The 15,623-nt window shown below is 49.5% G+C and carries 8 protein-coding genes and 1 other RNA gene; 4 read left to right on the forward strand and 5 right to left on the reverse strand.

What is annotated here, in order from left to right:
- Positions 1–154: 154 nt before the first annotated feature.
- The 3 genes from BST81_RS18085 (at position 155) to BST81_RS18095 (ending at position 9,434) form a co-directional block, all read left to right on the forward strand.
- Positions 155–6,616, forward strand: coding sequence for a hybrid sensor histidine kinase/response regulator (locus BST81_RS18085; RefSeq protein WP_075599913.1), 6,462 nt, complete (start codon positions 155–157; stop codon positions 6,614–6,616).
- 587 nt (positions 6,617–7,203) lie between these two features.
- On the forward strand, positions 7,204–8,325 hold the full coding sequence (locus tag BST81_RS18090) for a DUF1611 domain-containing protein (protein WP_075599914.1): 1,122 nt from the start codon (positions 7,204–7,206) through the stop codon (positions 8,323–8,325).
- A 35-nt stretch (positions 8,326–8,360) separates the two neighbouring features.
- The gene (locus BST81_RS18095; RefSeq protein ID WP_290439448.1) at positions 8,361–9,434 is read left to right on the forward strand and encodes an alanine/ornithine racemase family PLP-dependent enzyme; all 1,074 of its coding nucleotides are present in this window, start codon (positions 8,361–8,363) and stop codon (positions 9,432–9,434) included.
- Positions 9,435–9,766: 332 nt separating this feature from the next.
- Here the strand turns inward: BST81_RS18095 and BST81_RS18100 are convergent, their stop codons facing one another.
- Entirely contained in the window at positions 9,767–10,390 is a 624-nt protein-coding gene (locus tag BST81_RS18100; protein ID WP_075599916.1) for a class I SAM-dependent methyltransferase, read from the reverse strand.
- Position 10,391: 1 nt separating this feature from the next.
- On the reverse strand, positions 10,392–11,486 hold the full coding sequence (locus tag BST81_RS18105) for a DUF1517 domain-containing protein (RefSeq protein ID WP_075599917.1): 1,095 nt from the start codon (positions 11,484–11,486) through the stop codon (positions 10,392–10,394).
- 252 nt (positions 11,487–11,738) lie between these two features.
- Here BST81_RS18105 and BST81_RS18110 point away from each other — a divergent pair, with 252 nt between their 5' ends.
- Positions 11,739–12,446 (forward strand): phosphoribosyltransferase family protein, encoded by a 708-nt coding sequence (locus BST81_RS18110; protein ID WP_075599918.1) that lies wholly within the window; start codon positions 11,739–11,741, stop codon positions 12,444–12,446.
- Positions 12,447–12,515: 69 nt separating this feature from the next.
- On the opposite strand, the gene BST81_RS18115 is transcribed toward BST81_RS18110, so the two are convergent.
- From BST81_RS18115 to ssrS, 3 genes are all read right to left on the reverse strand, one after another.
- Positions 12,516–13,793: a pitrilysin family protein gene (locus tag BST81_RS18115; RefSeq protein WP_290439449.1), complete on the reverse strand. Its 1,278-nt coding sequence runs from the start codon at positions 13,791–13,793 to the stop codon at positions 12,516–12,518.
- Between the two features lie 134 nt (positions 13,794–13,927).
- Positions 13,928–15,142, reverse strand: a complete 1,215-nt coding sequence (locus BST81_RS18120) for a pitrilysin family protein (RefSeq protein WP_253188367.1) — start codon at positions 15,140–15,142, stop codon at positions 13,928–13,930.
- A gap of 271 nt (positions 15,143–15,413) precedes the next feature.
- Positions 15,414–15,598: non-coding RNA, 6S RNA (gene ssrS / locus BST81_RS18125), on the reverse strand.
- Positions 15,599–15,623 lie beyond the last annotated feature (25 nt).

Consider the following 15,623-nt stretch of genomic DNA (forward strand, 5'->3'; position numbering starts at 1 on the left):
TACTCAGTAGTTATACATTCATCTCACCCAATGATTGGGCTAAAAGCAACTCAGTATATCTCAGGATATAATTTAATTTTTCTATATTAAACACAGAAATAGGCATATAGGCCCGGGGACCTTGTCCCGGTTATAGGCAGGCAGGACAACCATCATGATGGAGATTGCCGGTTATCGCTGTATTGAGCAACTGCATGACAGCGCCAAAACATTAATCTATCGTGCTTGCCGACATCGTGCTAGACAGCTTCCGGGGGAAGCAGGTGCTCCTACTGTGGTGATTAAACTACTGAGAACGCTCTACCCCAGCCTGACTGAGCTTCTGCGCTTCCGAAATCAGTATGCAATTACCAAATATCTGGCCCGCCCCGGAATTGTTCGCAGCTACAGCCTGGAACCCTATCAGAATGGCTATGCTCTGGTGATGGAGGATTTTGGGGGCATCTCCCTGCGGGAATACCTGCGGATCGAGCCTCTGAGTCTGGATCAGTTTTTCAATATCGCCCTTCAACTGGCTGATATTTTGCAGGAGTTGTACCTTCAGCGCGTGATTCATAAGGATATCAATCCGGCTCATATTCTGATCAATCCCACCACTCAGCGGGTTCAACTCATCGGCTTTAGCCTGGCATCTCTCTTGCCCCGTGAAATTCAGGATGGGCATAATCCCCAGGTTTTGGAAGGAACCCTGGCCTATCTCTCTCCGGAACAAACAGGTCGAATGAATCGGGGTATGGACTATCGCACCGATTTCTACTCCTTGGGGATAACGTTTTACGAGCTCCTGACCGGGCAACTACCCTTCCCATCAGATAACCCGATCGAGTTAATCTACAGCCACATTGCCAGACAACCTCCAACGGTTCACGATCGTAACCCTGAACAGCCCCGGATGCTCTCCGCCATTGTGACAAAGCTAATGGCAAAGAATGCCGAAGACCGCTACCAGAGCCCTCTGGGTTTGAAGCATGATTTGGAACAGTGCTGGTCTCAGTGGCGTGAAACTGGGGTTATTCATGCTTTGGAATTGGGCACCAGGGATTGGTGCAGTCGCTTCCTGATTCCTGAAAAACTCTATGGGCGGGAGCAGGAAGTTCAAACCTTGCTAGATGCTTTCGATCGCGTCGCCCATGGTGCTTCTGAGATTGTTCTAGTGACGGGTTTTTCTGGCATTGGCAAGACCTCAGTGGTGAATGAAGTCTACCCGTCGATCGTCCGGCGACGAGGCTACTTTATTCAGGGGAAATTTGACCAGTTTAATCGCAACATTCCTTTGGGTGCTTTTCTGCAAATTTTTCGGAACCTGATTAGCCAACTCCTGAGTGAATCAGATGCCCAGCTAGAAGCATGGAAACATAAAATTCTCTTGGTTCTGGGAAAGAATGCTCAAGTCTTGATTGAGGTTGTTCCAGAGTTGGAGCGCATCCTGGGAAAACAACCGCCTGCTTTGGCGTTATCAGGAACTACTGCCCAAAACCGATTCAATCTCTTATTGCAGAAATTCATTCAGATTTTCGCTGCATCTGAGCATCCCCTGGTGATATTTCTGGATGATTTGCAATGGATCGATATTACCTCCTTGAAGCTAATTCAATTGCTGATTGGAGAAGTATCTAAAGGATATATTTTATTGATTGGAGCCTATCGCGACAATGAGGTGTTCCCAACTCATCCTTTGATTTCCACATTGGATGAAATTGCCAAAACGGGAACAATTCTAACCAGAGTCAACCTGGCTCCACTCCAGCTAGACAGCCTGAATCAATGGATCGCAGATACCTTAAATTGCTCCCCTTCATTGGCACGACCTTTAAGTGAATTAGTGGAGCAGAAAACTCAGGGAAATCCATTTTTTACTGCCCAATTTCTTAAGGCATTGCATCAAGCTGAATGGATCACCTTTGATGCCAGAGCAGGATATTGGCAATGTGACATTACCCAGATCCGGGAAGCTGCACTGACAGACAATATTCTGGAATTAATGGCCTTGCAATTGCAAAAACTGCCGATCGCCACCCAGGATCTATTGAAGCTAGCGGCCTGCATAGGTAACCAGTTTGACCTCACGACATTGGCGATCGTCTCAGAACAGTCTGAAGCTAAAGCGTCTGAGCAATTATGGCCCGCCTTACAAGCCGGATTGATTCTACCCATCACAGAGGTCTATAAGTTTTTTCAAAATGTAGAGGCATCTATTCCAGAAAAAACCGTCTCGGAGCAACCTGTGACGGCAACCTATCGATTTTTGCACGATCGAGTCCAGCAAGCCGCCTATTCCCTGATCCCAGAGGATGAAAAACAAGCCACCCACTTCAAAATCGGGCAATTACTGTTTCACGCTTCTACAACGGCAGCACAGATTGAAGAACGATTGTTTGAATTTCTCTCTCATCTCAATGCAGGTCGTGGCTTAATCACGCAACCTTCTGAGCGGCAAATCCTGGCCCAACTCAACCTGAGAGCTGGGCAAAAGGCGAAAGCAGCGACGGCCTTTGGCCCAGCGATAGCTTATTTCACTGCCGGGATTGACTTACTCCCCCAGGACGCATGGGAACAGCACTATGACCTCACCCTGGCCCTCCATGAAGAAAATCTGGAAGCAGCCTGTCTCAATACAGATTTTGAACACCTGGAGCCCTGGGGGGATCTGATTTTGCAGCATGCCCGATCGCTGCTCGACACGATCAAAGTCTATGAAACCCGCATGATGGCGGCTCGGGCTCAGGGTCAATTTCGATTGACGCTTCAGATTGGGTTGAGGGCCTTGCAGTTATTGGGTGTGGAATTTTCTGAACATCCTTTGCCCACGGAGATTGAAGCCGCAGCTCAAGCAACCCGAGAACTCTGGGCTGGGCCGGATTCCTCCAGAGCTTCGCCGTTCCATCTGCTTGATCTGCCTTTCGTGCCTGATCCCCATCGATCGGCAGTGATGCAGATCCTGTCCAAACTGGGGTCTTCGGTCTATACAGTTGCCCCGGATCTTCTGCCCCTGCTCTCTTTCAAATTGGTGGAATGTTCGATCCAGGGCGGCAACCACCCCATTTCTATTCATGCCTACTCAGGCTATGGCATGCTCCTGTGCAACAAATTTGGGGATATTGATGGGGGCTATGAGTTTGGTCAACTGGCCCTGACTCTGCTGGAACAGCTCCAGGTGAAAGCATTTAAGAGCAGAGTTTATTTTGTCGTATCTGCCCTGATCCGGCACTGGAAAGATCCCCTGCAGGACTTGCTTCCCTACTTTCTGGACGGATATCAGAGCGGTTTGGAAACTGGAGATTGGGAATGCGTGGCGCTGAATGCCTTTGCCTACTGTCAACTGGCCTATTTAATGGGGCAGGAATTGAGTGATCTGGCTGGCAAGATGGAGGTCTATCACCAGGTCATCTGTCAGGTGAAGCAGGCATCCACCCTGAAATTTCATCAGACCTACCAGCAAGCTGTCCTCAATCTGTTGGGACAGGCGAGGGTGCCCTATCGGTTAGATGGCCCCATTTACGCCGAGGAAAAAGTCCTCCCCCTGTTGCGATCGACCAACAATCATACGGGATTGTTCCATACTCATTTCAATCAGATGATCCTCTGCTATCTGTTTGGTCAGTATGACCGTGCTGCCCAACAGGCTGCTTTGGCAGAAGGATCCATTGATGCGGCGATGGGACAATTTATTGTGGCGCTCTGGTTTTTCTATGACGCCCTCATCCATCTAGCCCGTTACAAAGAGGCCAGCCTGACCCAACAGGCTGAGATTCTCAACCGGGTTACAACCCATCAAACCCAATTAAAAAACTGGGCCAGTTATGCCCCCCATAATCATCAGCACCGCTGGGAGTTGGTTACAGCAGAACGATTTGCGGTTCTGGGGGAACGGCTACAGGCGTTACAGCATTACGAGCGGGCGATCGAGAGTGCCAGAACCCATGAATACTTCAATGATGAGGCCCTGGCTAACGAACTCACGGCCAAATTTTATCTGAGTTGGGGGAAGGAAAAAATCGCCCAACTCTATCTGACTGAAGCTTACTATGGTTATGTTCGCTGGGGAGCAACAGCCAAGGTGAGGGATCTGGAACAGCGCCATCCCTTACTCCTGCAACCAAAGTTACAGCCCCATCCGGTTTCTCTCAACTCCCTAGCTGCAACAGCCACAACAGGGACTCTGGCCTTGGAGGCGCTGGACCTGGAAACCGTGCTCCAGGCCTCCCAAATGCTCTCCCGCGAAATTAAGCTGGATCAACTCCTTTGCACCCTGATTAAACTGGTGGTTCAGGCTGCTGGAGCCGATCGGGGGCTATTATTACAACCGGAACCCACCGGGCTGTGGGAGATCATTGTGCAACTGGACGAGCATTGCGCTTGTAATCTTCAGAAGTTCCCCCTGGAAGGGCATCAGGATCTGCCCCAAACTGTGGTGAATTGGGTCCGACGAACTCAGGCCGCTGTCATTGAGAATTACAGACTGACTGAGACTCAATTTGCTTCTGATCCTTACCTGATCCGACAACAGCCTCAAAGCTTCCTGTGCACTCCCATTATGAGTCAGGGTAAATTGGCTGCCATCTTATATCTGGAAAATCGCCTGACGGGGAAAGTATTTACCCACGATCGAATTGAAATTCTCAATCTTCTCTGTACTCAAGCCGCCATCTCCCTGGATAATGCCCGTCTTTATCAGCAATCTGAGCAAGCCCTGGTAGACCTGCGGGCCAGTCAGGCCCGTTTTCAACGGGTAGCCGATAACTTGCCGGGAGTGGTGTTTCAATTCCGTCTCGACCCAGATGGAACGCCCTCCACACCCTATATCAGCACTGGCTGTATGGACCTGTATGGGGTATCTGCTGAGGACATGATGGCCGGTATCTATAGTCTGCGAACCTTCGAACATCCTGAGGATGTAGCCGGAATTAATCAGGCGATGGAAACTTCGATCCAATACTTAACACCATTTCATCATGAGTGGCGCATTATCCCCCCATCCGGCCCAGTGAAATGGATTCAGGTGGCATCCCGACCGGAACGGCAGGCAGATGGTGCGATCGTTTGGGATGGCGTCATCATGGATATCAGTGAGAAAGCAAGACTGGAGGCCGAACGTAAACAGGCTGAGGAAGCCCTGCGGCAGATGAATGCCGAACTGGAATTTCGGGTTGAGCAACGCACCCTGGAGTTGCAAGCTGCTAAAGAGGCTGCTGAAGCGGCAAATCGGGCCAAGAGCCAGTTCCTAGCCAACATGAGTCATGAGTTACGAACGCCGCTCACAGCCATTCTTGGCTTCAGCCAAATCCTGACCCACGATCGGGCTCTGAGTCCCCAGAGTCGGCATCAGGTTAACATCATCAATCACAGTGGAGACCATCTGCTCGGATTGATCAATGACATTCTGGAAATGTCCAAGATTGAGGCGGGTCGGGTTACGCTGACACCCCATCCCTTTAGCTTGCATCAGTTATTGGATACGTTGATGGAAATGTTCTATCAGCGAGCGGGGGCCAAGGGAATCCAGCTTCAGTGTGAGCGGGCTCTGGATCTTCCTGCCCAGATCCAGGCTGATGAGAACAAGCTGCGGCAGGTACTGATCAACCTGATCGGGAATGCCGTGAAGTTCACCGATCGAGGCCGTGTCGTGTTGCGTGTAGGAATAGAAGGGCCAGCGACCCCCGATACCCTTCTATTTGAGGTGGAAGATACGGGTCCTGGGATTGCCGCCTCAGACATGGAGGACCTGTTTGAACCTTTTGTTCAGTCTCAGAGTGGTCTCAAAGCTCAGGAGGGAACCGGGCTAGGACTGCCGATCAGTCGTAGTTTTGTGCAACTCATGGGAGGGGCATTAACGGTAGAGAGTCGGGTGGGGTGGGGCAGCATTTTCCGATTTACCCTGCCGATTGTAAGGCTGGATGAGTCCCATTCTGCCCCTCACCCAGCCAGACGATGGCCGATCGCCCTGGCTCCAGGGCAACCAACCTATCGCATTTTGATCGTCGAAGATGATCTGGCCAGTCGCCAGCTCCTGCTCGCGATTCTGGAACCGTTTGGGTTTGCCTTGCAGGCTGTGACGAATGGACAGGAAGCCCTATCCTGTTGGCAGGAGTGGCATCCCCACCTGATTTGGATGGACATGCGCATGCCCGTTATGGATGGGTATGCGGCAACCCAACAAATCCGGCAGCAAGAGGCCTTGTTGCATTTCCCTTCCCATACCTGCATTATTGCCCTGACGGCAGGTGTTTTGGCTGAGGATCAATCGAGGGTTCTGGACGCAGGCTGTGATGACTTGGTAATGAAGCCACTGCAGGAAACCATTATTTTGGACAAACTGGCGGAATATTTGGGGATTTGCTATCTCTATAGTGAGGACTCTCCGTCAAAGACAGAACTGCAGCAGGAGTATGTGTTTCTGTCGCCAGAGGCTCAACAAACCTTGATGCAATCTCAACCGATCTCATGGCGACGCCAACTTGCACATGTGGTTATTGAAGCGGATATCCAGAAACTCATAAGTCTGATTGAACAGATTCCTGCCCAGCAGGAAACCCTAGCCAAATGGCTGTTGCAGAAGATCGACAATTTCGATTTTGAGCACATCCTGGAGCTCACTCGGAAAGCAATGGAGGAGTGAGAGGTCGAGTTGCATGTCCACAATGCAGTTCTGTGCGATGTCTGTAAACGTACAGTCTTTGAACACACCGCTAAAAAAAGGTAACATGTGTTACAATTGAAAGTAGCTAAGTTTAAACTAAAACTCAATTAAGGCTTGAGATTTTCGCTACAAGACTTATCCTGCTTAGGCTTTTTAAAGAGTTTACTAGTAAGTTTGGCAATATAGTGTTGGAATTTTGCCCGAGCAGGCTTTTAGTTTGCATTACGAGAGATGGGCGTATTGACTCCGATATGTGCTCCAAGATTTACTAGATTGTGTGGATTTTGCTGCACGGTTTTTTAGTGAATACAACAGAATTACAGGCTTTAAATTAAATAAACACTCACACAAACCTTTTGTATTTGTAGTAAGTTTCTGGCGGTTAAAACCGTGACGATGGGAGCAAAGTCGCCAATGCAGACTTTCCGGTTTTCGTAACCGGCAGAGGCCGGTTTTGCTCTGGTGGCCACGACTTTAGGCACTAGGGCTAACAGGGCCTAGACTTTTCAAACATCCTTTGAGGAAGTCTCTTCAGGATTTGAGCATAATTTGAGGAAATTAATTGAATGGCAGTCATCAAAGAAACAGCTTTAGTTTACTGTGAGAACCAATTTAGTTTGGTGGATGGAAAAGTCGCGGCTGGGCTGGTTCGACACTCCGAGATCTATACCATTGTTGGGGTGATTGATAGTTCTTTGGCTGGCAAAGATGCAGGAGAGGAATTGGGAGAAGAAAGGCGTGATATTCCCATCTTTGCCAATTTAACTGAAGCTCTGAGCAATCTCTCAGAGATTCCAGACTGTTACATTTATGGGAAGGCTCCCTTAGATGCTTATATCTCTGCCGAAGAAAGGTTTCTAATCTTAGAAGCTATGGGGAAAGGCATGCATATCATTAACGGCCTCCATCAGTTCTTCTCCGAAGATCGAGAGTTTGTTCATGTGGCTGCTCAGCATGATATTCAAATTAGAGACATCAGAAAACCTCCACAATTAAAAGATCTGCATGTCTTTACAGGTCAAATATCTAGAGTGAATGTTCCCGTGATCGCCATATTAGGTACCGATTGCGCTTGTGGCAAAATGACCACTGCAGTAGAACTCAACAAGACTCTGAATCATCTTGGTGTAAAGTCAGTACTTGTCGCAACAGGCCAAACTAGCTTAATGCAGGGAGCAAGGTATGGCGTAGCGATCGATGCGCTAATTTCCCAGTTTGTGATCGGTGAAATAGAAAACTCTGTGATTCAAGCATTCGATTATGAAAGTCCCGACATCATTTTAGTCGAGGGACAAAGTGCTGTGAGTCACCCCGCTTTTATGAGTTCCCTCGGCATTTTGAAAGGCAGTCTACCCGATGGCATTATCCTTCAACACCCGCCTGCCAGGAGATTCCGGTGCGATTTCCCCAATTTGGTCATGCCATCAGTTGAGAGCGAAATTAACTTAATTGAAGCAATTTCTTCAGCTAAGGTAATGGCGATCGCATTAAGTCATGAAAACTTAGCAGAAGAAGAACTTCTGAAAATCATCGAAGCTTATGAGAAGAAGTTTCAATTGCCGACCACGGATGTGTTGAGCTATGGATGTCAAAAGCTAGTTCAAACTTTAGGTAATCATTTTYCAAAACTGAATCAAAAAATCAAACAAAAGAATTTAGAGATATTTCCTGTATTGGCAACGAGATAGATGTAACCATTGGGAATAAAACAATGGAATCGTTCATGCCAAGAATAGAAATTGTCCTATCCCAAATACGAGATAATGCCCGGATGCTGTCCGAACTTTATGGGCAAAAGGGTATTTCCTTGATGGGAGTTTCTAAGGCGGTTCTAGGAGAGCCTTCCATTGCCGAAGCAATGATTCAAGGTGGAGTCAGATTTATTGCTGATTCTCGGATTGAAAACATTCAAAAAATGAAAAAAGCTGGGATATTAACTCAGTTTGTTCTTTTACGCACGCCTTTAAGTCAGGCTGAAGCTGTTGTTGAAAGTGTAGATATCAGCCTCAACACAGAGATTGAAACTCTGAGGAAACTTTCTTATTATGCAAAAGCTCATAATAAGAATCATCAGGTAATTATTATGGTAGAACTGGGTGATCTGCGCGAGGGAATTCTTCCTTGCGATCTGCCTCAGTTTATCCGGAAAACTCTTGCTTTATCTCATATAAAAGTTGTTGGTATTGGCTGCAATTTAGCTTGTCATGGTGGAGTAAAGCCAGATAGCAAAAATATGCATGAGCTTTCTGAACTAGTTGATCTTCTCGAAAAAGAATTTCAGATTAGTTTAGAAATAATTTCGGGTGGAAATTCGGCAAATTATGAGTGGTATAAATCTGATCAGGATGTCGGTAGGATTAATAATCTTCGCTTGGGTGAATCCATTCTTTTAGGTTGCGAAACGGTAAGCCGGAAGGCAATTCCAGGTCTACACACGCGCGCATTCCAACTCATTGCCGAAGTGATTGAGTCCAAGAAAAAGCCATCTCTCCCATTAGGAGAAATCTGCCAAGATGCTTTTGGAAACGTTCCTTATTTCCAGGATCGAGGAATTTGCCAGAGAGCAATTATTGCCTTGGGACGGCAGGATATTTTGGTCTCTGGTTTGAAATCTAACAATGATCTGGAAATCCTAGGGTCTAGCAGTGATCATATTATTCTGAGTAGTCAAAACCGCCATTTACAAGTTGGAGATAAAGTGAATTTCAACTTGGATTACGGTAGTCTTCTCGCAGCTATGACCTCCCCCTTTATTAGCAAGCAGTTTGTAAACTCTAGTAATTATGGGGTAACCTGACGACTTGCCACTTAGGAACGTGAATTCAACAACCGGCGCAGGCTGGTTTTATTCTAAGTAATCGGGTGAGATTAATTATAAGAAGGGGGGTCTGGGGGCTTTTGCTGGCGCAACGCTTCGCGAACGCCCCCCAGACCCCATGTTGCAAAATTGAGTGTTTGCAACACTAAGTAGTTGGGTGAAATTAAAGTAAACTAAATGCTGGGTTTCGGCTACGCTCAACCTTCCTCCAGAAAAGATTTTGAGCATTGAGCGGAGTCGAAATGCATCTTACAAATAATTCCGCCTTCCTACTTAGTAGCCGCGACTTTAGTCGCCAGGGTGATCAGGTCTTACTTTCTTGCCTGCAACACCTGCAGACTCCCGCCTGCGTAAAGTTTAGACCGATCCACTTGAAAACCAATCTCAGTCAACAATCCGGCCAGATCGGTTTGCAATAACGCCCAGGCTGTTTCGGTTTCAAACAACCACAAAAACAGGGCCACCCCTGGCCAGAACAGCGCATTCGTCGGAGGGTGAAAATCCACGAGCACGAACCAGCCTCCCGGTTTCAGAACCCGATACACCTCCTGCAAAATCTGGCGAAGCTGGTTCGATTCCATCTCATGCAGGGCTGCACTGGTATGAACCAGATCGAATCGATCGGCTTCAAAGGGCATTTCCTCCGCCCAGGCTTCCACATACGCCGCTTCCGGCACATTGGCCCGGGCTCGTTTCAGAGATAGGGGCGAGGCATCCAACCCGGTGACATGGTGAGCGCGTTGCACCAGCATCTGGGTTGCCTGCCCACTGCCACAGCACAAATCCAGCACCTGGGCCTCCGGCTGGAGGGGAATCTCCTCTAGGGCCAGTTGACGAAACCGTCCCTCTCCCCCGACGCTCAGAGCCGCCAACCGAGAAATGCTGTCATACAACCACTGGTAACGATAGCTCCATTCTCTGAGAATTGTTGCCATATCAGGCGATTTGCACCATCTCCGTATATTCGGTCAGCAGTTCGTCATAGGTGAGGCTGTCACTCTCATCCTGTGGACTCCAGAGTAGCTCAAAGACGGACAGGCTGTCTGCAGGTAGTGCGGCAATTTTTTCCAGGGCCGCCTGTAACTCCTGGGTGGAATGGATGGGTCCCACCAGGGGCTTATCATACTCAGTCCCAATCAGAAGCGTCACGACCAGGTAGGCAGCCATTTCATCTTCAGCCGGAGCGACAGGACTCTGACGCCGAACTTTGCCACCCACGTTAACCAAGGTTTCGGCACTGAATTTACTCCGCTCCGTTACTGAAAGCTGGTTAAACAATGCCTCGGCCTGCTCCCGGCTCCGCACTGTTTGGGAACTAACCGCAACATGGCTCCAATTCTCCGGCGTGCGCAGTAATGCCAGAGCTGACTCCTGGAGCAGTTCTGCCATGCCTTCTGGGGTGTCCGTGTCGATCGATAGACCAATTTCGTTCAACCGGGTCTGCACATCTCGCGCTGATGCCAGCAGGGCCACCTGGAGCTTGGTCACGGTAACCGTATCATTCTCCAGTTCCCGATTGCGAACCCCCCCCGCAGCACCCACCGCGCTTCCTCGGGAAGCTTTAGTGATCATGCTGATCACCCACCAAAGGATAAAGATAGATACCCCACCAATGATCAGCAAAATAATCAGACCCAGAATCACATCCCCGGTGCTGGATTGGCTGGAGGAGGTTGTGCTGCTGGATCGATAGTTATTGTTGTAATTACTGTTGTAATTGGGTTGCCCGATCGGGACGGGCACTACTACTGGCCCCGGAGCTGGGCGGTAGTTAGGGTTGCTCTGAGAGTTAGGCCGACTATTGGAGTTGTTGCGATTCTGGTTGGAACTTGAGCCGGAGTTTGATCGAGGGGGGGTCGATCGTTTAAATGAACCACTCCGGCTACGGCCACCACTACTGCGGGCCACAGCTTCTGTATTCAAGTCCAGTTGGTTGCCCAGTAAGGGTGCAGAGAGGGGCAAATCAACCGTGCTGACGGCCAGAAGGGTGGCCAGGGCCGTACTAAAAAGCTGCAATCTTGTCTTTGTCATGACCTGAAAGTAATAGGGTAGTTGTACATGTCTTGTTGCTAATCAGCCCCAAATCAACCCTGACCCATTCCTGAAACACCTGACTATTCCGTTATAGCGCACCGCCACAGAATTAATCTAACCCCCTTGATAGCCTAAATAGAATGGCTCCACTGAGTCCGGTCCTAAATTAAGTTGATCGTCAATTTTTAAGGTCGATCGGCCCAAAATCAGTCATGATAAAAGCATTCTTACAAACCCCAATCCAGGGTTATGTCTCCTTCTCCGCTGTTTCATAATCGTCGGGAAGCGGGTGAAAGGCTGGCTCAAGCAGTACAAGTAGAGCTTAAACACCTCCAAACTCGCACTGCAGCCTCACCCGTAGTATTTGCGTTGCCACGCGGGGGAGTACCAGTGGCAGAGCCAGTGGCAGAACGCTTGGGCTGCCCCTTAGATATCGTTGTGGCCAAAAAAATTACCCAGCCAGAAAATCCAGAACTGGCGATCGGGGCGGTGACTGCCGATGGGCATGTGCTGTGGTCTGCTCATAGGATGGGATCGACACCATCAGACTCCTACGAAGTTGCCCTTCAGAAAGCCAAATTTAAGGCCAGGAGCCAGATGGAGCAGCTTGCCTGTGGCTGCCCTCGCATCAACCCATCTGGCAAAATTGCCATTTTGGTGGATGATGGCATTGCCACAGGGATGACCATGGCCGTGGCCGTTCAGGCCCTGCGCGCCCAGCAAGCTGGAGAAGTCTGGCTCTGTGCACCCGTCGCCCCTATGGAACTAATGGATACATTGGAACAGTGGGGCGATCGGGTCATCGTTCTGGCAACCCCCAGCCCTTTCTATAGCGTCAGTCGATTCTACAGAGAATTTGCTCAGGTAGAAACCACCATTGCCCTGGCCCACCTGCAACAGTATTACCGACATTTCCGGGAGGACACTTCCCCCTTGCCTGATCCTGAAGAGGAATAAACCAAACACTGCTGTTCCCGTCAGGGCATGGCATGCAATACCTCCTGACAACGCCTCTAATGGGGACAATTACTCTGGGACGCCAAGGGCCACCGCCGGACCCACCAGGGAGATATAAGGCATCGAGAAATGACGACTGGCTACAGCCTGCGCCTCTTCTGGCGTAACAGCAGTAACCAGGTTCCGGAACTGGGCATCGAACTCAACCCCCAAACCCAGCAGTTCATACCAGCCTGCCGTTTGAGCAATCTGGGCATTCGTTTGCTTGCCCAGGGCATATTGCCCCAACAATTTGTTCTTGGCTGCCTCCAGTTCACCCGAACTTAATTGAGCAGTCCAGAGGCGATCGATTTCTGCTTTCAGGCCGTCTAGGGCAACAGATGTGTTTTCTGCGGCTGTGCCCATGTAGGCTACAAAGTGAGACGCCTCCAATCGGGTTGGGTAGAAGGCTGAAACCTCGTAAGCCAGGCCACGCTTCTCCCGCAATTCTACAAACAGGCGGCTGGACAGCCCATTCCCCAAGTAGGTATTGAGGAGTTTCAAAGCCCCGTAATCTGGGCTATGCACGGAGGGGACTGGATAACCCAGCATGACGATCGCCTGCTTCGTATCTTGAACCGTCGTTGTGACCTGAGGATCATAGGTCAGCCGGGGCATAGAGGGTGGAGAGAGCGGTTCTGCTGGAATCTGCCAATTACCAAACACCTGATCGACCAGAGCGATCGCGGCCTCCGGCGTAATTCGACCCGCAATACTGACAATCACGTTATCAGGTCGAAAATAGGTCTGGTGATAATGTTGGAGATCCTTGCGGGTCAATCTGGAGACCGTTTCTATCGTCCCTAGACCAGAAAGGGCATAGGGGTGTTCCCGATAGATAGACTGACGTAATTGGTCCAAGGCAATGGTGAAGGGCTGCTCTTGCTGAGATCGAATCGCCTGGAGTGTGAGGCGACGCTCTAGGTCTACCTCGTTTTCTGGAAAGGTGGGCGATCGCAAAATGTGACCCGCCAGATCCAACATCTCCGGAAAATCTGGAGAGACCGTCTTCAGACTCAACAAAAAATAATCAGACGATGCATCGGCACCCAGACCAGCCCCTGTACATTCAATTCGTTCTGCAATTTCTAAAGAGGAAAATTGTTCAGTTCCTTTGGTTAATACTGAGGCAAACAGGTGAGAAATTCCAGCTTCTTGAGGAGATTCCCAAAGGGTTCCTGTCCGGATAAAAATTCGAGCTGAAATGATATCGGCAGCAGAATTTTCAACGGCCAGGACTACCATCCCGTTACTTAAGACTGTGCGATGAATGGGACGATTTTGGACGAGAGTTACACGAGAGTTCACGCTTAAAGAATTCCTTTTATCGGTTTTTTATAGAGGATTTTGTCATTTGTCATTTGTTTTTAACAGTAGTATTTACGAGTACTTGTTGTCATTCAAACTGCTCCAGCAGAAAAGTACACATGACCAATGACCATTTACATGGGTTTCATCATGACGGCAGCATAGTGATAGGGGGAGAGATAACGGCTGGCGAGGTGTTGTAATTCCTCTGGATGCAGAGAGTGGACGATCTCAGGATAAGATACGGCCATCTCAGGGCGGGCGATCGTATTGTAGTACCCATATAACCCTGCTAATTGGGCGGGCATCTCTGTAGAGAAGACAAAATCATTTCGGATCAGCCGCTTGCAACGCTCCAGTTCACTTGGGGTAATGGGTTGGGAGGTCAACTGGGTGAGGCGATCGCAGATAATGGCCTGGACTCGATCAATATCCTCCGGTTGTAACCAGACCATGATCGTAAACAGGCTGGAATCCCGCTGGAGAGAAAAACTACTGGTGATGTGATGGACCAGATGCCGTTCCTCACGAAGTTCCCGAACCAACCGGGAGGTACGTCCTTCGGTCAACAGCGCTGATATAACGTCCAGACCGCAGGCCCACCGCAGATGCTCTTCCTGGAAGGACTGCTCAATCCCTGGGCCAATCCAGGCCATCATCAGGCGGGCCTCTTCCAGGCGAGGGAGGTAGACTTCTTCCTGACGAATGCGGGTGATGGGAGGTTCTGCCTCCACTTCAGGCAAGGGACAGGGAGCGGGTGGGAGGAACTGGAACGAGCGATCGGCCAGTTCCAGAGCGGCGTCCTGACTGATGTCACCTACGATCACCAGGGCCATATTGTTGGGTTGATAATGGGCGCGGTGAAAAATCCGCATCGTATCCGGAGAATGCCGCATCAGCCCGACTTCTGTGCCCAATACTGAACGACCATAGGGATGTTGCTGATAAACCGTTTCCATCAAGATCTGGAAGCCAACGGAGTCCGGGTCATCCTGGGACTGACGAATTTCTTCTAGAACCACATCCCGCTCCCGTTCAAACTCTGCATCTGGAATGCTGGCCTGGAGCACCAGGTCAGCCAGGTAAGGCAGGGTCTCTGGGAGGTGCTGACTGGCAGTTGTAATGAAATAGTGGGCATAGTCATAGCTGGTGGCTGCGTTGCTAGTTCCGCCCCGGTTCTCTACCAGCCAATCAAACTCGCCGGGAGCCAGTTTCTCAGTGCCTTTGAAAATCATATGTTCCAGGAAGTGAGCCATGCCAGGCCATTCGATCGGCTCAATCATGGCACCTGCCCGAACCCAGATGTCTGCAACCGTTACTTCCGTCACAGAACATTCTTGATGAATCACGGTTAAACCATTGTCCAGCCTGGAGATGCTTGCCGGAAACGGGAAATCACGGGGTATCTGGGGCAAACTACTGATCTCAGAGTCGTTATGGGTTTAGATTGCTCTATCCTAACCTGTTGTAGTTGCCAAGTCCGCACAAATGCTCAAAAAAATGTGAGCGAATACAGACACAGGGCGGGTGATCCTAAACCCCGCAATAAGAATCACGTCCTGAGGCTATGACCGGAGTCAATCACCTGAGGCCGTGATGGTCTTAACGAAATTCTAAGTGAAGTTCCCCGCAACGCCGTCTTACCTCAGTTTTTGACCTGGTAAAAACCAGGTGGGCACCGTAGGCTGGCTTAAAGTTTCCGGGTACATGCCCGGTCTACTGCTGCCAGCGCTTGTTAAGGTTCCCTTATTCCAAAAACATAGATCATAAAACATTATTGGCAGTCACCAACGCCGCAGTAGAACCTATCACCCATCCTAGCAAGGTTCT

The sequence above is a fragment of the Leptolyngbya sp. 'hensonii' genome, assembly GCF_001939115.1.
In the GTDB taxonomy this organism is placed as follows: domain Bacteria; phylum Cyanobacteriota; class Cyanobacteriia.

Bases quoted from the DNA above. Each gene is read 5' to 3' on its own strand.
- BST81_RS18085 (WP_075599913.1), top strand. From the start codon at position 155: ATGATGGAGATTGCCGGTTATCGCTGTATTGAGCAACTGCATGACAGC.
- BST81_RS18095 (WP_290439448.1), top strand. From the start codon at position 8,361: ATGCCAAGAATAGAAATTGTCCTATCCCAAATACGAGATAATGCCCGG.
- BST81_RS18100 (WP_075599916.1), bottom strand. From the start codon at position 10,390: ATGGCAACAATTCTCAGAGAATGGAGCTATCGTTACCAGTGGTTGTAT.
- BST81_RS18105 (WP_075599917.1), bottom strand. From the start codon at position 11,486: ATGACAAAGACAAGATTGCAGCTTTTTAGTACGGCCCTGGCCACCCTT.
- BST81_RS18110 (WP_075599918.1), top strand. From the start codon at position 11,739: ATGTCTCCTTCTCCGCTGTTTCATAATCGTCGGGAAGCGGGTGAAAGG.